Here is an 18309-nt window from a genome sequence, read left to right as displayed (position 1 = left end):
GATATTACTCTTCATATTCATATACTCCAAGAAAAAATATATTACTATTCTGTTTAACTTCTCCATCATATTTATATTTATAAACAGCAATTAAGGAATTATAATTTTTATCTTCACTTTTTATTTGGTTTATAAATGTTTCTGAATAAGAGATAGGTTCAATAAGATTTTCAACTGAAAGAAAATCTCCAGCACAATAAGCTTCTTGAAAATCTTGATCATAATAGTCTATTTTAAAGTCTTTAGTGAATTGAGATCTTGGCAAATCTTCATTGTCTAGATATTCCATTAAAAGATAATTTTCCAATTGTTCATTATCTTGAAAATTACCAATCCAAATTGAAACATTTTTTTCATTATTATTTTTTTTATTTACATGAGAATAATCCTGATGGTAGAGCATTTATACCTCCTTTTAATCTATAGTCAGCCCAGTTATTTAATCTTCTTATAAAAAGCGGTAAAATTGTTGTTCTGGGTTAATAGGCTGGTGCGGACGCCATTGGATTTTTATTTTTTCATTTTTCAATTTTAATCTGAAAATCAGATTGATGTAACAAATCATAGACAATTTGATTAGGGTTGGCTGGATAGAAATCGGTTTGAGGTTGTAATACCTTGTTGTCGGGTTGATTGGGTTGTGATTGTTTATTGTCCGGCAAGGTTGCTCCTTTTTTCATTTTGGGCTGTAGACTTATTTTTTGTTTATGTATCTAACTTTTAATATTATTTATTTTTAACGTTGAAACATTGAGGATCATTAATTGAATCTATGATTAAATTAATTTCCTTTCCTTTCTTTCTTGACATACTATATTTACAGATTTGAATAGTATTTCCCGATTGGATTTGTTCCATGGATATTAATTCTAATAAGTTGTTTTTATCCTTTTCAAAGATGAATTTATCAACCGTTAAATGTCTAGTTTCTTGTATAATTTCTAAGGTATATTTTTTTTTACTTACTTTTGTCAAAGTAAATGTTAAATCATTTCTATCACCATAGTTACTAATTAATAATTTATAGTTTTCTTTAAATTTTATATTTCCTTGTTCTATTTGAATTATAAAATGATCATACGGTTGATCCGATACTAAATTTTTATGGACTTCCCCTGCATTATCAAATTGAATATAAACAATATTATTTTTAATAATATTAGCTTCGCTCTCATTTTGAATCTTTTGTTTACTATAAACATTTTTAACTTGTCCTTGACAAGGAAAAATTAATATCATTATTAGAATAAAAAAGATTCCTTTATTTTTCATTAATACACTCATTATATTTCATTATACCTTTTAATATTTCTGTAAACTTCTTTCTTCTAAACCATTGGGGACTTTTACATTTCCATTAATTGCTCATGATACCAATAAAATATATATGATTAATAGATAAATTAAATCAAAAATAATTATATTATACTAAGCGTGTTTAACATCGTCCTATTTTTCAAACTCACCGATTAAAAGCCTTCCACCTCTGCATCTGTCTCATTTTATCATAAAATGTGGCATCTAAAATGATAAACTTATCCTTATAAAATCCGACAGGTCTAGAGGCAGTAAACATGCCTTTTAACTCATACTTATAGCAAGTTTGTCCATAGCCATATGAGTATCGGTTCGACGGATAAATAGATGATAAGGGTTTATAGTCGCATACAAAATTTTTATATCGGTAAAAGTTCACATTTTTTGAATCAAGTGTATATAACTCTTTTTCCTCTTCATTATAAAAAGTTGCAGACGTTTTTAACAGGTTAGCTTTACCCAAAATAAAAGCGTCATCTTGATATAGTAAGATATCGTAGTTGTTTTTAAAACTTTTGATGATTTGTTGGTTTTAGGTTTTAGGGTCATAACTAATGATCTGATTTTTTGTGTAAAGTTAGAATGTTACCCTGTGCGGTTAAATAAAATGGCTGATTGTTTAAATCGTCTGGCAAGGGGTATTCTTCTTCTCGATTCAATAAATTAATCAGTTTTAAATTGCCTCGATTGGAATATATGACATATTTACCATTAAAATTTTCATAATTGATTTTAGCATCAGAAGCATATTCATCTATTTTAACCAATTTAAAATTATTATTATCTAAAAGATATTGGGAAATTTTTTTACTGTTATCGGGTAATCTATTTTGAGCTTCTACTAATGAATAATCATTGCTGGTGTCAATCCATCTCATCTCTTGTTCGGGAAGCGTTAACTCTTGATAACTTTTGCCCCGATCTTTCGATATAAGTATTACGGTTTGATCTCCTATTTGGCTTGAATCAAAGGAGTTAAGATCTTTATTTCCGATTAAAATAATGGTGTTCTCGTTAGGTGCTTTAAAACGTTCAAAACGAAAAGCAGACATTGGGTCTAAGGCAGTTGCTTGGTCGGTTAATTGGTATAGTTGATTAAAATCGTATTTGGCTATCCATTTCATATTTCCTTTTTAACGGGGTTACAGCTGAATAAAAAAGGTTTAATAGGGTAGTGATAATGAATTTATTATTTAGAGATATCATCATAAAAAATACTCTAGTTACATAACCTTTGTTAACGGACTCTTGTTATTAAATTTCAAATAAAACCAACAGCCATTATAAGGATTAGTTTTGAATGATTATTCTTTTTAATTTACTCATTTATATCGGTTTACTTATCACCGTTCATAATTATGAGGGTGATAAGCAAAATAATTGTGTGTTTAATATACTATCGTTACTTCAATTCATCAATTTCTTTATCCACAAATTTGCGTTCGAAAAGCTCACCGTCTTTATGGAGTATTGCCCGCTGTCCTAATGGAAGCAAAGTAGGTGCACCTAACAAATCTTTTTCTGTGTCGGAAGTGGCAGGTGTATAAATTATTATCGGTTGCCCATACTAACAACCCAACCATAGGATCAATGTAAGTAAAATAATTATTTTATACTTAGATATTAGGGATTTCTCGAAAGTTAGAAATAGATAAATTAATATCATATACGGTATGTATTTTATTTCTATTTTGTTATTTAGTTAAACTAATACAATCCGCATAATCACTCATTTTTATTCAGGAACAAAATCACTAATATTATTAAAGACGATATGATAACCATCACCCATGTTTAACGTTATTTTTTTATAGGTAAATTCAACAAACAGGCTTTGTAATGAGTGAAAATCACGCTCTTTTTTAGATAAAAACTTTTTTGCATATTCAATATACTCAGGGCAACAATCCTTATATTTTTCTGGGTTATCGATTATTTCATTCTGATAGAACTGTTTTTGAACCAAATAAGACTCTTTCCGGATCTCATCAAAATATCTTTCTTGGCAAATGGCTTCTAGCTGTGGTGTAGTTTTAATCGCTGTTGATAAAATAAATTTACCTTTATTGTTATGTAGCAGTATATCTTCTTTAAAAGAAAATGGTAAAAATACATTTCCCTTATCAATATCATCAATTAAGTCTTGAGAAACCGCATATTCTATTTCACCAGTTAATAGGAAATCTTGATCCTTGTTATCTATAAATTCAATTTGGAGATCATCTATACCCAGATACAGCTTTTTAATGATAAAAAGCGTCTTACCTTTTTGTACCAGTGAAAAGTCTTCTGGGTTTAATCCTTTTAATGCTAATTTTTTACTGCCTAACTGCATTAAAACAGGATCATGGTCTAACATAATGACTTTGCTAGAGTTTATGCTTATTTTTTCCTCTTTATGCGCATAAGCACAAGAAGTCAAAAAGCTAATGAGTAAAAGTATAGCTATCGTTTTCATTATTTTCCTAATTAAATAGTAGTATGTATAAAATCTATATTAAATCCCCAATGTTCATGATCATAATGATTTTGAACACCTGAGTTTACACCGGAAAACTCTGCCAAACCTATCGGAACGCTTGTTCACACGCAGTAAGGCATAAAAAAATAGAACAAATACGAGAGGGCGATCTGTGATTGTCTCAAAACCAAACCAGTGGAAAAATAAGCCTAAAAAGTAACGTCATTATCCGCTAAGAGACAGACACCACCGTACAAATAGAGCTGGAAGGCGAAACCATTGAAACTACCGCCGAACACCCTTTTTACACCAAAGAAGGCTGGAAAGATGCCGCCGACCTCACCGAATAATATCACATACAAACCAAAAATAAAAAATGGTATCGTGTAAAAGGGTAAAACTATCTTTATACTAAGAAAGAAGTTTATAATTTTGAAGTTGAAGGCTGGCACACCTACTTTGTCGGCAAACTCGCTTGGCTGATACATAATGCTAAGCATTGCTTGAGTGGAATATTCAAATTCATAGAAAGATATGGGATAAAATCTTACTAGTAATTAAAGGCATTAGTTAAAGGAAAAGATCCTCAAGTTCATCATCTTATTGAAAAAAGATTTACAAATATTTTCAATCCTCCCAAAAAACCGGAGAGATGCTTTCTATTGTATTAACAAAAGAAGAACACCAAACATTCACTAGTACATGGAGGAAGAAATTTCCTTATGGTGATATAAGCCATCATCTAAAATTTCTTTATCCACAAATTTGCGTTCGATAAGCTCACCGTCTTTATAGGTTTCTGTGTACAAAAGTTTGCCTTTTTTAGCAGAAGATAGATCAGCAGATCCATCTGGCATCTCTTGGTAATCTAATTTATAAAACTTCCAAATTCCATCTGGTAACCCTTTTTGGTAATTTGCTTCAAGGTAAGTATAAAGGTAAGTATAATAACTATTCGGCTTCTTCTCAATCCACAAACCTTCACGGGTATGATTTTCAACTAATCCTTGCTCTTCTTCGTTTTGGAAAAGTCCATTTTGGTCGTAATATCGAATAAATTTGCCTTCAGGCGAAATTTGGAATTTTTCATAACGGATAAAATGCGTATCCTCTTCATCTCCTTCAAAATATTTAATATGAATAATATTGTTCTTATCTATGAAAAATAATTTTCTATAACCATTAATTACCCATGATAAAGAATAATAAACATTTAATTTATCGATAGTGTTAGTACTATCTGTTGTGATTAAATCCATTCTAGAATAATTATAAGGCTCGTATTCACTATTATAAACTGGCTTGTCTTCAAGTGTTGTATGAGAAGATGTTAATAGAAATAGATTTAGATTTTTATCATTAATATTTATTTTGCTTACTGGTGAAAGATAATTATCTTTTTTTATATTTTTATCAAAAAAATGTGGTAGTTTATCATAGTAAAGATTACTCATTTCAGATTCATAAAATCTGTCTTTAAGAATTGTTAATTGAGGGTTTAAATATAATTCTGGATATAAATAATCATTTGAATATTTACTCAAATAAAAAAATACTGAATCATAATTACGTTGTATCCTACTGTTATTTCTGTCAAATTTTTCTTGCCAAAATTGGGTTGTCCATTTTTTAGGAAAATGTGTTGATATCAGTTCTTCTTTACCAAAAGAAAGCTCGTTCGTATAAGGCAACTCACTATAAATATTTACTGAATAAGTATTATTCGGTATGGTGGAAAGCTCTTTTAATTCAGTCTCATATAAATCATCAAAATTGTAAATTTTCTTTGAAACAACTTTTCCATTCTTATATTGAGTTATGATTTTATAGTCTTTGCCTAATTCATCAGGATGATAATAGGTGGTTTCGATTAAATCGCCTTTTTCATCGTATGTTTTCCATAATCCTACAGGTATTGTGGTAGCATTATACATATCCATAAACCCTTCATATTGCTTAACGCCATTTTCAAAGTAAATAGTAGTGAGTTTGGGTAATTCTAAAGAGTCAGTAACTATTGTTTCTATATGATTTATTTGTCCATTAGGATAATATTTAACATATAATACATCTCCTTTTTTAACTTCATCTCTTACATAACGGATGAATTTTAGTTTTCCATCTGGGTAAAATCCTTGAGAAGAAATGCCGTCTCGTTGATATGATGACATATAATACACAGATTCTAATTGACCGCCTTTAGTATAGTAAGTTTTTATATAATCCGCTGCTTTATTGCCATTGATATAATATTCATACCGTAGAAAACCCTCCGGAGTATTGGATTCTTTAATTTGTACTGAATGTGAAGGGGTAGCTTCCGAAATCTTTTTTGCTTCAATGTGTTGAACACATGCCAAAATGCCACCAAAAAAAATAGACACCATTAGTAATTTTTTCATTTTATTCCTAAAACGTTATTTAATGTTGATTTCTAACCCTTGAGCAAGTTGCTCTGCTATTAAGTCCATATTGTCCTAAATACTTTTTGCATCTTTTGGGGGTGTAATATAACCAAACTCAATTAAAACTTTATATTTCGTTTGATTTTTTACCTCAAGAACTCCTACATTATTTCTAGCATCAGGGTGTTTCTTTCCTATATTGACAACAGTATAACAACTAAAAATATCATTAGCTAATTCTAGCCCTTTTTTATCTCCTTCATAATAGATAACATGCGCGCCGGAAGTAAAATTGGTTAAGCCATCTGCATGAATAGAAATAAAATAATCCGCTTTGTTATTATTAGCTATATCACAGCGAAAATAGATCGCTTCTTTATTATTGTCAACTTTAACAGCGTTTTTACTATTTCCTTGGTATAGGTAATGGAGCCCTCTACCGTGTATTCCATTTCTGTTTTTTCTTCTCCATTGACTAAAAAGGAACTGGGTTATTTGAATACAGGTTTTGGGTAGTATCGGTATTTTCAATTTCCCTAAGACTGAGCACTAATTTACCTTTTCGGGGAGTACCGTAACATTTGGCAACCAGATAAATTTTGTCATCCAAAGAGGCTTGATTTAATTTTAAATAGGTATATTCATTAGGTTTATTCGCGACATTTACTTTTTTTGCAAAATGGTATCCGCTACATTAATCTGAAAATCAGATTGATGTAACAAATCATAGACAATTTGATTAGGGTTGGCTGAATAGGAATCGGTTTGAGGTTGTAATACCTTGTTGTCGGGTTGATTGGGTTGTGATTGTTTATTGCCCGGCAAGGTTGCTCCTTTTTTCATTTTGGGTTGTAGACTTATTTTTTGTTTATGTATCTAACTTTTAATATTATTTATTTTTAACGTTGAAACATTGAGGATCATTAATTGAATCTATGATTAAATTAATTTCATTTCCTTTCTTTCTTGACATACTATATTTACAGATTTGAATAGTATTTCCCGATTGGATTTGTTCCATGGATATTAATTCTAATAAGTTGTTTTTATCCTTTTCAAAGATGAATTTATCAACCGTTAAATGTCTGGTTTCTTGTATAATTTCTAAGGTATATTCTTTTTTACTTACTTTTGTCAAAGTAAATGTTAAATCATTTCTATCACCATAGTTACTAATTAATAATTTATAGTTTTCTTTAAATTTTATATTTCCTTGTTCTATTTGAATTATAAAATGATCATACGGTTGATCCGATACTAAATTTTTATGGACTTCCCCTGCATTATCAAATTGAATATGAAAAATATTATTTTTAATAATATTAGCTTCGCTCTCATTTTGAATCTTTTGTTTACTATAAACATTTTTAACTTGTCCTTGACAAGGAAAAATTAATATCATTATTAGAATAAAAAAGATTCCTTTATTTTTCATTAATACACTCATTATATTTCATTATACCTTTTAATATTTCTGTAAACTTCTTTCTTCTAAACCATTGGGGACTTTTACATTTCCATCAATTGCTCATGATACCAATAAAATATGTATGATTAATAAATAAATTAAATCAAAAATAATTATATTATACTAAGCGTGTTTAACATCGTCCTATTTTTCAAACTCACCGATTAAAAGCCTTCCACCTCTGCATCTGCCTCATTTTATCATAAAATGTGGCATCTAAAATGATAAACTTATCCTTATAAAATCCGACAGGTCTAGAGGCAGTAAACATGCCTTTTAACTCATACTTATAGCAAGTTTGTCCATAGCCATATGAGTATCGGTTCGACGGATAAATAGATGATAAGGGTTTATAGTCGCATACAAAATTTTTATATCGGTAAAAGTTCACATTTTTTGAATCAAGTGTATATAACTCTTTTTCCTCTTCATTATAAAAAGTTGCAGACGTTTTTAACAGGTTAGCTTTACCCAAAATAAAAGTGTCATCTTGATATATTAAGATATCGTAGTTGTTTTTAAAACTTTTGATGATTTGTTGGTTTTAGGTTTTAGGTTTTAGGGTCATAACTAATGATCTGATTTTTTGTGTAAAGTTAGAATGTTTTCCTGCGAGGTTAAATAAAATGGCTGATTGTTTAAATCGTCTGGCAAGGGGTATTCTTCTTCTCGATTCAATAAATTAATCAGTTTTAAATTGCCTCGATTGGAATATATGACATATTTACCATTAAAATTTTCATAATTGATTTTAGCATCAGAAGTAAATTCATCTATTTTAACCAATTTTAAATTATTATTATCTAAAAGATATTGGGAAATTTTTTTACTGTTATCGGGTAATCTATTTTGAGCTTCTACTAATGAATAATCATTGCTGGTGTCAATCCATCTCATCTCTTGTTCGGGAAGCGTTAACTCTTGATAACTTTTGCCCCGATCTTTCGATATAAGTATTACGGTTTGATCTCCTATTTGGCTTGAATCAAAGGAGTTAAGATCTTTATTTCCTATTAAAATAATGGTGTTTTCATTAGGGGCTATAAAATCTTCAAAACGAAAAGCAGACATTGGGTCTAAGGCAGTTGCTTGGTCGGTTAATTGGTATAGTTGATTAAAATCGTATTTGGCTATCCATTTCATATTTCCTTTTTAACAGGGTTACAGCTGAATAAAAAAGGTTTAATAGGGTAGTGATAATGAATTTATTATTTAGAGATATCATCATAAAAAATACTCTAGTTACATATCCTTTGTTAACGGACTCTTGTTATTAAGTTTCAAATAAAACCAACAGCCATTATAAGGATTAGTTTTGAATGATTATTCTTTTTAATTTACTCATTTATATCGGTTTACTTACCACCGTTCATATTTATGAGGGTGATAAGCATAATAATTGTTTGTTTAATATACTATCGTTACTTCAATTCATAAATTTCTTTATCCACAAATTTGCGTTCTAATTTTTATCAGTAAGTTAGTTGATTTTTTCAATAATTAATTTTTTATATTTATAATCAGTACTATAAAAACCTTTTCCGTTCCAAATAGTATCAGTTACTTTTATGTATAAAATATTGTCATTCCAAGCCAAATCCCAAATAATCCATTTTTCTGTTTCGAAACAAAAAATATGCTTGATATGATTATTTTCAATCTCATATAAATCTATAATGGATTTTGATTGTTCATAATCTATGTAAAAGGTAGTAAAATGCGTTTGGGCCTTATTTATATAAGGTATTGCTTGTAAAGTAGTTGTATTATTATTGTTATCCTGAATTTTAACTTCGCTATCCTCATAATATGAAACTGTAATAATATCGCTATTCAAGGGCTTCCAATAGCCATAATAGTCATAAATTTTCATGAGTTCATTATCATTTAAATTATTTGTATAAATTTTATTATTTACATTTAGATATTCTTCTTTTTTTATAAATCTTTTGTCATTTTTTTCAATCATTGGGTCATAAATTTTTTTCATATGACTAAATTCTTGTGCGTTACTTTCTTTTTCTATAAAGCTTATTGGAATCTTTTTTATGCTATTAGCTTCACTATTTGTTGTGAAACTACATAACATAAATAAAAAAATATATAAGGAAAAGTATTTTATCATTTTAGGATTATCTCCATATAATTCTGATTATATTCATTTTCATTCTGATGCAAATGGTAATGAGGGTCTGTTTTATGAGCACTATTTTTTTATATAAATTCTTTTTAAATTTATTCATCTTTTAAAATTTTCATGTTTTTATCTCTGTTTATTTCTCTTTCGAACTTAAACTTTATTCACCATCAAATTCGACTTGTTCATTACTAATCCATTGATCATCTTTCCACTCACCGTCACACCTTTCTACCCCAGACCAAACGACTTTTGATTTTTTGATATCGATAATGACACATTGATAGTTTTCGTATAGCCATCGCTCATTGTCTGATATTTCAACATAACCTTTGCTAATAGCATCCATTTTTACATAATGTTTATTTTCAGATATTTTAATATCAATCGATTCAATACCGGTATAACCGTCATCATATCCTTCGATTTTAGATATAACACCATTTTTACTTAGTCTTGGTTCTGAATAGAGTTTGAAATTTTTATTATAATTTAAGAAGATTAATTCTTCCTGATTGTTGATTTTTAGTTTATAGGCATAGCCAGATTGACCTAATAAATACGTATCAGATTGCGAAATTATCTTAGGAGAAGAATTACCTAAAGGAACTAAAACATTAGTCGCTACGTCACCATATTCTATGGGGGTGGGATGCTTGACGGCTTGCTGATTTTCTATTTTTTGACTGCATGCTACGTTAGCCAAAGACAATAGAATGAGTAATAATATTCTCATTTTAAGTTTATTTCCTCTTCCCATTAAATCGTGCTGTTAATATTATCTGAAACTAATTTTTTGTTTTAATTTTAATATAAATAATAGCAATGAATAAGAACAACATTATCCAGTAAACATTCTTGTGGTTGTTTTGATGATATGTTTCTCATTTAATTCATTACATGGATTAGAAATATGTGATATCTCTATCCTCTTATTCTTTCCAATTAAATTTTTCACCCGCTTGTTTTTTTTGTAAACACTCTTCAGTAGTATATTGTTGTGGGCAGGCAAAGCAGTCTTTTGTATTTTCATTGGTAAAATTTAAATCATCAGGGATTCTTATGATGCCATTTATTGGTTTTATCTCTTGACTTAAGCAGATCAAATTTGCATTTGTATTATCATAATCATCTTTTGCTATTTTAAATTTATAAGATATACGATCCCAACCAGTTTGTTTGAAAATTTCCAACTTTTTATTTCTTTCTCGAATAAATAGCTCATAGGCGCTAACACCAATTCTGTTTTGTATTTCGACAATGACATAATCCAATTTATTTATCAAAGAGATTTCAAATACTTGATCATAGGTATTTAGATAATCTATAAAAAAAACTTCGGATTGCAAAATTAATTTCTGTGAAAAAACATCGAAAATATTTAAAATATAAGTATTTCCGAAATTATCTTTCATAATGGGTGATATTGTTTTAGCCGTTTCATTTATATTCTTTTTTTCATTAAAGAAACCAACTTCCGAATTTTCTTTATTTGATTGTTTATTACTACAACTACATAGCAATACAATAATAAAAAAGTAAATTATTTTATTTTTCATTTTTCTATCTATCTTATCGATTAGAACTTTGTTGATGATATTTTATAAATTCTTTGATCCATTTGTTCTATTTGTTTTTAAATATTATTTATAACTAATTTATTTATTTCTATTATTTTATTAACAAGGAACAACTAACGGACATGATTGACTAAGTTAAACTCCTCAATTCAATCATTATCAAATTTTAGGCAAATATAACATTGTTGATTAAATTTTACACTCATTCTATCTCATTTTATTGAATTATTTTTATAAACAATTCGATGATTTTTATAAGAATTTAATTATGGAAATAAACGAGGTTCATTGATTTTTACATAAATATAGTGTCCTTTGTGCTCAATTTAGTATAAATGAACTTATAAAATAATAAATTTGAGTTTCTTTATTCGAATTGTTTGAGTTATAGTGTTTTTTTTGTGCGTTTTATGAGCGGTGTTTTCCTGGTATTTATAAGTAAAATAGCTAAAAAGGTTAAGTTAAATAAATAACATTAATGATTAATTTATTGTGTTTTTGTCACTACTTAGTTAAACTTTTGTTTCAATGGATAAGTGCAACAACTTAAAAAAGGAAATTTAATATGAAAAAAACACTCATCGCCTTAACGGCAATCGCTTGCTTCTCAAGTTTTGCTCATGCTCAAACATCTGGTTTTTATGTAGGTGGTCAATTAGGTTCAAGTATTTTAAAAGCTAGTAGCCTTAAAGATAGCTATAGCTATGATGATGGATATGACTACTGGAGCGAAAGTTATAAAATCGGTTCAATTAGTGATGGCAAACTCGCTGGCTCATTAAATATTGGTTATAACTTCAAACCAGCTTTTGATCTTCCTTTCAGAGCAGAGTTATCATTTACTTTACGTGGTAACTTAGATGATAAAAAACATAAAAGTTATTATGATGAAGACGATGATTTATATCATACAACCCAAAGAACTAAAGCTCGCATGAATACTTTAATGCTTAATGGTTATTATGATATTGAAACAGGCACATCATTTACGCCATTTGTGGGAGCGGGTATTGGTCTTGCTTTTGCAAAATTAGAACATAGATATGATGAAAGATATGAATTTGATGATGAAGCAGATTACATACAATTCTCTAGATCAAAAACTAAATTTGCATGGAATGTTGCTGCTGGTGTTGCTTATAAAGTCTCAGATAATTTAGATATCGACTTCACTGCTCGTTATGTCGATGCGGGTAAACTTACTTTAAAACGTAGTTATGATGATTTTCATTTCAAAGCTAGTGGAAAGCTAAGTTCTGTTGATTTATTAGCGGGTATACGTTATAACTTCTAATTGTTTATGATTTATACAAAATAAAAAAAGGGCTTAATAGCCCTTTTTTTTAACACTTTTTAGACCATTACTTTAAATAAAAAACTTTTCAAATTTGATATCCCGATAAGATTCGTTCATATCTATGAAATAAAACAATCATCTATAAACTATCAATCATAGTTAAATCATTGCAAATAGACGAGAATAGTACTAAATATAAGTTCAAGTTGTGTTATTTAGGTAAAGAGGCAAAAAATATATAATTCATCAAGACATTTTCATCGATGAGGTATACAATTTATACACTAAATTATTATTCTCTTTGAAGTGTAGCATGAAATATAACGCAATTATCGCAATGTTTATGGCAACAAGCTTATCTTGCGCCGCAGCCGAACATCACCCTCACTGGGGGTATGAAGGGCAGGAAAAACCAGAAAACTGGGGAAAACTCTCACCGGAATATTCAACTTGTGAAAATGGTAAAAATCAATCGCCAATCAATATCGATCATGTTTTAAAAACAGAGCATAGCGAACTCAAACTTACTTTTGAAGCCGGCCAGCAAAATATCATTAATAACGGCCATACTATTGAGATCGATGTTTCCGGAAATAACCAATTAGAACTAGACGATGAAATTTTCACATTACAACAATTTCATTTCCATACGCCGAGTGAAAACACCATTAAAGGCAAATATTTTCCAATGGCAGCACACTTTGTTTATAAAAACCAAGATGATGAATTGGCAGTAATTGCATTAATGTTTAATAAAGGTGAAGCCAATTCAGAATTAGCAAAAGCATGGCAACAAATGCCGACAGAATCAGGAAATACAGCCGTTTTAGCCAACGCAGTTGATATTAAGGCGTTATTCCCAAAAGAATTAAGTTATTACCGTTTTAGCGGATCATTAACAACACCACCATGTACAGAAGGGGTAAGGTGGATCGTGTTAGAACAACAAAGCCATGCCTCAGAAGAACAAATCGAAAAATTCCATTCGATTATGCACCATAATAATAATCGACCAATTCAGCCATTACATGGAAGGATTATTGTTGATTAAAATAAGATAGGGGTTTTGGTGAAAGCGATCACTAAAGCTTCTTTAAAATATATCTGTGCAAGATAGTTGCTTATAAAATAAATAAAAGTTTGTTTTTATAACAAAAGAATGGTTGTTCGTTAAATTTTGAAAAAAAACGCATTGTGAAGTGACCCCATAAAGTTGGACTCTTTTGTTAAGCGGCTTGTAAGGCCTGATTTCGATATTCTACCGGAGTCAGGCTTTTTAGCAAACATTGAGGTTGTTTGTGTATATAGATATTCCTCTGTTGCTATTCACATCTTTTAATTCGCAATGACCGAATTTTCTTTTTATAACGAGAGGGCCAAATCCGTTTAGCCTCTACACCTAAAGCATTAGCAATAATCATTTCACCTTTTGTCCATGGCCGTGCAAGTGCGTTAGCTAGTGTTGAAGGCGTGTAGCCAGATTGTCTAGATAACGCTGATAGCGTTGTTCCTTTCTTTTTCAATGCTGCAATAATATCGGCAGGATGCCAGTCTTTTTTGCTATTCATAACACCTCCTGAAATCATCAAATACATGAATTATTAATGAGAAACTTTAATTATGATTAAATTAAAACCAAAATTCAAGTTATACATGATTTATTAAAGTATTCCATTACGAAATATAAATCGCAGAAGAGGATAATTATTAATCAAAACTATATAAGATGAGCAGCAATTATCATGATTGGTAAGCGATTAAAAATAGCTAGAATCAATGCAGATCTGACACAAACTGAACTTGGAGTGAAAGCAGGATTAGACGAAGAATCAGCAAGTTCCCGTATTAGTTCTTATGAAAATGAAGTTCATTCACCTGATTTTACGCTTGTAAAACGTCTTGCAAAAGTTCTTGATGTACCTAGCGCTTATTTTTATGCTGAAGATGATGAATTAGCCGATTTTATTATTCAATATAACAAGCTAAAAAAACAAAAGCCTAATGCGTTTGTGAGTTTAACGGCTTCATAATTATGATGACATCCATTTATTTAGAACAAATAGTCGTCACCACTAAATGGCATAGAATTGTCTGTGAGTCTTATCACGAATTAAAGGAAATTGAGTTTTAATCAACAACCATCTATAATCGGTAGTTTAACCAAATAAGACAAAATGCTGATATGTTAATTGAAATAGAAAGCTTTTATGGAGATTCATTGCTCTCTGGTAAAGTGTCATCTATAGAGCAATTAAAATATCAGGTGATGACAGTATTAGCCGATTGCGATATACGAGATTTTATATCTGTTTTTTGTGCTCGTTATAGCTATGATATTTATCCATATGATGAAAGCATTCAGGTAGATTATGTGGTGGATCTCGATATCTATAAGGTATATAAACCAATTTATTAAAATATGAGGAGGTTTATATTATTTTTAATATTTTATAACTCCTCTGATGGTTCTTTAATTACGTTTATTCGCTTGATCACTAGTTTTTTATATTACCATATTTAATAAGTTTTTTCAATAAAAACAATCAATTAAATCAAAAGGACTTTATTTTTATGAACCTAGACAGAGAATAGTCTAGGTTCAAATAGAAGTATAAAATTCAGTGAATATTTCTAACGTTCCTTTGATAAACCTGTTCCCAAACCAAGCCATCAGTTCTATGCGTTGCTCTAAAATAGTTTAACTTTTATAGGTACTCCTGACTTCGTTTATTATGGTATCTTTCGATAAAATATAAGCCATGCATCACCAGTTTATCGCTATAATAGTGGATACAGTTTTAACGTGGAATTTCAGATTTGAGCTACAGGGGAATTCATTGCGATTAATATGGCTAGAAACCCATATTAATAACATAGATTTTTATCTCATAAACTAGGTATTCATAAAGAATACTACTCACGTCGGCGAGTGATATATGCGGATAAGTTTTAAATTTAAAAACTGTTTTTTCATAGGCCTGAACATTGATTATGAAACAATTATAATTTCTACTAGAGGGCTTAATTAACAGGTAGATTCCATCATCGTAAACACGATAATCTTTACTTTGTTGCTTGATATTTTTAATTTGGATATCTGTTATTTGAACTATTTTTATAAGATATGTATCTCGCTGAGCTTTCTATATCAGGAAAAACTGTACTTTCATTAATATTGATTAAATCTAATTCTTGTAAGATTTTTTTCCGATTATGAATTTTTATTCTTTGAATTTCTATATGTTCATTACCGTTTTCATTTAAAGTAGCATTTAAGCCAAATAAAAGAAAAACGCCTGATTGAGAAGATATTCTAATATTATTTTTTATTCCTTTAATACAAATAATATTTTCTAAATCATATTTATCAATTCTGGGTTCAAAAAATGGTTTTTCTTCTCTAATAAAATGTAATAGTTTCTTTATACTTGGTTGCTGATTAAAACGTTCTTTTTCTCTATTAAAATTAATTGCTTTTTTTTCATCGTGGGATAGTCTTGCTAAATTTGCAATACAACTTGCTGTATCAGAGTCGTAATATTTAATGTATTTGTTATTTATAAAGAAAAGAATTACTTCGCCAACTCTTTCGTCTATTTCAATACTAGATTTACAAGCGAAATAGAGAGCTATTAATGGATTTGATGTTAGATCGAGTAGTCTGGTGGGCATAGAGTAATGTTGCATTCTAACTAATTTATCTAATGTATATTTATCATTGATAAACTCTTTATATTCAGACATATAAAGTTCTCGATATAATATGTGCTCTTGGCTACAATATTCGGTATGACTTTGATTATTTTTTCTAAATAATGATGGTTCTAAAAGATAATTTTCATTTGAATGACCTCGATAGAATATCTTTTGATGATTCTTATTTTCAATATTCAGTATTTGATCAATAAATTGAACCAAACTCTCTATATGAATATTTTCTATATTTTTTCTTTCATCCATTTTATTTTCTTAGTTATTTCCGAATATTTCTTTACGACCAATTTTATATAAGTACAAAGGAACATCAATTAAACCAACACTATTCAAGGGAATAAAATGTATTTCACCATTATAATCAGAAAATTGAATAAATCTATTGAGTTCAAATTCAATTGTACCAACATTATCAAATAATTCCGAAGCATCTACTATGTCAATAGTTTCAACAGTATTATCATGATAATAAATATATACCTGATTTAAAATCTCAAGTACATTATTCTCAGTAATTCTTTTTTCTTCAATTAATTTTGCTACGAAATTTTGTAGCTGTTCTGAAGTATTCTGACAAAAATGTTCATAGTCAAAAAAGTATTCATCTATCAAGTTATAAAATTCTTCAGAGCCTAGTCCTTGATATCCATCCCACGGAATCTCCCAATCTTTTGGCATGTCTGAAGCATCGTCCAGGAGTGAAATTTTTTTTACTATGTATTTATTGATGAACAGTAATCGATTATTTAATGTGTCAAAAGATAAGATATTATTTTCTTTACTTGGTCCATCATTACTTAAGATTGATTCAACTCTATCAAATGTAGAATTAGTTATAGGATACCATTTTATTATATTAGAATTATATAAAAGAATACCTATATGTCCCCAAAAATAATCAATAGTTGCGTTGGTGTTCCAAGGCCTATAATTTGTTGTTGTTATTGTTTCATTACTTAAAATGTCGTGAACGCTTGTACCAAAAATAACAGCAAGATCTCGTAATATTTTTAATTCAGGCTGAGCTTTATTCAATTCCCAGTTTTGGATATCTTTGGTTTTTACGCCCAACATATTAGCCAAATCTTTTTGTGTATAATTACTTTGTTTTCTTAATATTTTAAGATTTTCCATAAAAATAATATTATTATTTAAATATATATAATTATGGGTATAAATTATACAAAATACAAGTCATTAAGTATAGGTGGGAATTATAATTGGTGGTGGAGCTGGCGGGAGTTGAACCCGCGTCCGAAATCTCTACATCCTTGGTACTACATGCGTAGTTTGTCTTTAAATTTCGCCTACCTGCTGCGGACAAACACGCTACCGATAGACTAGCTTGATTAAGTTTAATGCTTCCGCCCCAAGCAAGGCTTCCACACGATCTCGTTTGGGTTTGACTCCTCTTTATCCCCGTCCTACGAGCGGAGGCTAGGGAGAGAAGGCTCTATGCAGGTTATTAAGCTGCTAGTGCGTAGTTTTCGTCGTTTGCGACTATTTTTTTGCGGTTTATTTACGAGGCCTACCGCACCTCGGCATGCACCTTGGGTTTCGCAAATCCCGTCGAATCCAGAATCAGCCCCAATTGTGATTTGTTATTAACTAACAATATCGGGGCATTATAGGTCAATTCAAGGGGGAATACAAGTTAACCTAAATTTAGATAAGCCCCGTTTTCAGTTGGTTTTTCGTCTTTTGCTGTGCTAAAAATCTTATCTACCACACTTTAGCGACAGGATTAAGGTTGTCACCTGCACAGCGTTAATATAAGTTGGGCACCAATCCATTAAGCTTTAAAACAAAGGCTCTGCGTTGATAACCATTGAAATTCTATCAGGACAGAAACCTACTATTTCAAATAAAGCTAGCCTCCAATCTTGTCAAAAAGTTTCAGAAATACCCTACGTTTTAGTATAAAAGTCAT

21 protein-coding genes and 1 other RNA gene are annotated in these 18309 nt (G+C 29.6%); 4 read left to right on the top strand and 18 right to left on the bottom strand.

What is annotated here, in order from left to right; translation table 11 throughout:
* Positions 1 to 4: 4 nt before the first annotated feature.
* The 14 genes from J3U74_RS05405 to J3U74_RS05340 form a co-directional block, all read right to left on the bottom strand.
* Positions 5 to 403, bottom strand: coding sequence for an immunity 22 family protein (locus J3U74_RS05405; protein ID WP_267328897.1), 399 nt, complete (start codon positions 401 to 403; stop codon positions 5 to 7).
* A 115-nt stretch (positions 404 to 518) separates the two neighbouring features.
* Complete coding sequence (locus J3U74_RS05400; protein WP_267328896.1) at positions 519 to 680, bottom strand: hypothetical protein; 162 nt, start codon at positions 678 to 680, stop codon at positions 519 to 521.
* A gap of 46 nt (positions 681 to 726) precedes the next feature.
* Positions 727 to 1272 (bottom strand): hypothetical protein, encoded by a 546-nt coding sequence (locus tag J3U74_RS05395; RefSeq protein WP_267346903.1) that lies wholly within the window; start codon positions 1270 to 1272, stop codon positions 727 to 729.
* A gap of 596 nt (positions 1273 to 1868) precedes the next feature.
* The gene (locus tag J3U74_RS05390) at positions 1869 to 2441 is read right to left on the bottom strand and encodes a hypothetical protein (protein WP_267346904.1); all 573 of its coding nucleotides are present in this window, start codon (positions 2439 to 2441) and stop codon (positions 1869 to 1871) included.
* Positions 2442 to 3052: 611 nt separating this feature from the next.
* A complete protein-coding gene (locus tag J3U74_RS05385) occupies positions 3053 to 3775 on the bottom strand; it encodes a hypothetical protein (protein WP_267328946.1) in 723 nt (240 codons plus the stop codon).
* 212 nt (positions 3776 to 3987) lie between these two features.
* The gene (locus J3U74_RS05380; RefSeq protein ID WP_267328945.1) at positions 3988 to 4266 is read right to left on the bottom strand and encodes a hypothetical protein; all 279 of its coding nucleotides are present in this window, start codon (positions 4264 to 4266) and stop codon (positions 3988 to 3990) included.
* A gap of 207 nt (positions 4267 to 4473) precedes the next feature.
* Positions 4474 to 6180, bottom strand: coding sequence for a toxin-antitoxin system YwqK family antitoxin (locus J3U74_RS05375; protein WP_267328944.1), 1707 nt, complete (start codon positions 6178 to 6180; stop codon positions 4474 to 4476).
* Positions 6181 to 6255: 75 nt separating this feature from the next.
* Positions 6256 to 6714, bottom strand: coding sequence for an N-acetylmuramoyl-L-alanine amidase (locus J3U74_RS05370; protein ID WP_220218895.1), 459 nt, complete (start codon positions 6712 to 6714; stop codon positions 6256 to 6258).
* 132 nt (positions 6715 to 6846) lie between these two features.
* A complete protein-coding gene (locus J3U74_RS05365; RefSeq protein WP_267328943.1) occupies positions 6847 to 7026 on the bottom strand; it encodes a hypothetical protein in 180 nt (59 codons plus the stop codon).
* Between the two features lie 46 nt (positions 7027 to 7072).
* Positions 7073 to 7618: a hypothetical protein gene (locus tag J3U74_RS05360; RefSeq protein ID WP_267337949.1), complete on the bottom strand. Its 546-nt coding sequence runs from the start codon at positions 7616 to 7618 to the stop codon at positions 7073 to 7075.
* Positions 7619 to 8221: 603 nt separating this feature from the next.
* Positions 8222 to 8794, bottom strand: coding sequence for a hypothetical protein (locus tag J3U74_RS05355; RefSeq protein WP_267337948.1), 573 nt, complete (start codon positions 8792 to 8794; stop codon positions 8222 to 8224).
* Between the two features lie 337 nt (positions 8795 to 9131).
* Entirely contained in the window at positions 9132 to 9776 is a 645-nt protein-coding gene (locus J3U74_RS05350) for a hypothetical protein (protein ID WP_267328684.1), read from the bottom strand.
* A 172-nt stretch (positions 9777 to 9948) separates the two neighbouring features.
* Positions 9949 to 10524 carry a hypothetical protein gene (locus tag J3U74_RS05345; RefSeq protein ID WP_267328683.1) on the bottom strand — a complete coding sequence of 192 codons (576 nt, stop codon included), beginning with the start codon at positions 10522 to 10524 and terminating at the stop codon, positions 9949 to 9951.
* A gap of 196 nt (positions 10525 to 10720) precedes the next feature.
* Positions 10721 to 11347: a hypothetical protein gene (locus J3U74_RS05340; protein WP_267328682.1), complete on the bottom strand. Its 627-nt coding sequence runs from the start codon at positions 11345 to 11347 to the stop codon at positions 10721 to 10723.
* A gap of 586 nt (positions 11348 to 11933) precedes the next feature.
* Between J3U74_RS05340 and J3U74_RS05335 the strand changes: the two genes are divergently transcribed.
* Both J3U74_RS05335 and J3U74_RS05330 read left to right on the top strand, forming a co-directional pair.
* Positions 11934 to 12662 (top strand): outer membrane protein, encoded by a 729-nt coding sequence (locus J3U74_RS05335; RefSeq protein WP_220218902.1) that lies wholly within the window; start codon positions 11934 to 11936, stop codon positions 12660 to 12662.
* A gap of 316 nt (positions 12663 to 12978) precedes the next feature.
* Positions 12979 to 13716 (top strand): carbonic anhydrase, encoded by a 738-nt coding sequence (locus tag J3U74_RS05330; RefSeq protein ID WP_220218903.1) that lies wholly within the window; start codon positions 12979 to 12981, stop codon positions 13714 to 13716.
* Positions 13717 to 13987: 271 nt separating this feature from the next.
* Here J3U74_RS05330 and J3U74_RS05325 read toward each other — a convergent pair whose 3' ends face one another.
* Complete coding sequence (locus tag J3U74_RS05325; protein WP_267328681.1) at positions 13988 to 14233, bottom strand: helix-turn-helix domain-containing protein; 246 nt, start codon at positions 14231 to 14233, stop codon at positions 13988 to 13990.
* 174 nt (positions 14234 to 14407) lie between these two features.
* Between J3U74_RS05325 and J3U74_RS05320 the strand changes: the two genes are divergently transcribed.
* Complete coding sequence (locus J3U74_RS05320) at positions 14408 to 14695, top strand: helix-turn-helix domain-containing protein (protein WP_065563680.1); 288 nt, start codon at positions 14408 to 14410, stop codon at positions 14693 to 14695.
* 152 nt (positions 14696 to 14847) lie between these two features.
* Positions 14848 to 15081 carry a hypothetical protein gene (locus J3U74_RS05315; RefSeq protein WP_267328680.1) on the top strand — a complete coding sequence of 78 codons (234 nt, stop codon included), beginning with the start codon at positions 14848 to 14850 and terminating at the stop codon, positions 15079 to 15081.
* Between the two features lie 668 nt (positions 15082 to 15749).
* Here J3U74_RS05315 and J3U74_RS05310 read toward each other — a convergent pair.
* From J3U74_RS05310 to ssrA, 3 genes are all read right to left on the bottom strand, one after another.
* Positions 15750 to 16625 (bottom strand): FRG domain-containing protein, encoded by an 876-nt coding sequence (locus J3U74_RS05310; protein WP_267328679.1) that lies wholly within the window; start codon positions 16623 to 16625, stop codon positions 15750 to 15752.
* A gap of 9 nt (positions 16626 to 16634) precedes the next feature.
* Positions 16635 to 17513: a helix-turn-helix transcriptional regulator gene (locus tag J3U74_RS05305; RefSeq protein WP_267328678.1), complete on the bottom strand. Its 879-nt coding sequence runs from the start codon at positions 17511 to 17513 to the stop codon at positions 16635 to 16637.
* 90 nt (positions 17514 to 17603) lie between these two features.
* Positions 17604 to 17968, bottom strand: a transfer-messenger RNA (tmRNA) gene (gene ssrA, locus J3U74_RS05300).
* Positions 17969 to 18309 lie beyond the last annotated feature (341 nt).

Origin of the sequence: Gilliamella sp. B3892, from assembly GCF_026536305.1 — a bacterium.
Classification (GTDB): domain Bacteria; phylum Pseudomonadota; class Gammaproteobacteria; order Enterobacterales; family Orbaceae; genus Gilliamella.
This window is presented reverse-complemented; position numbering and strand designations above follow the sequence as displayed.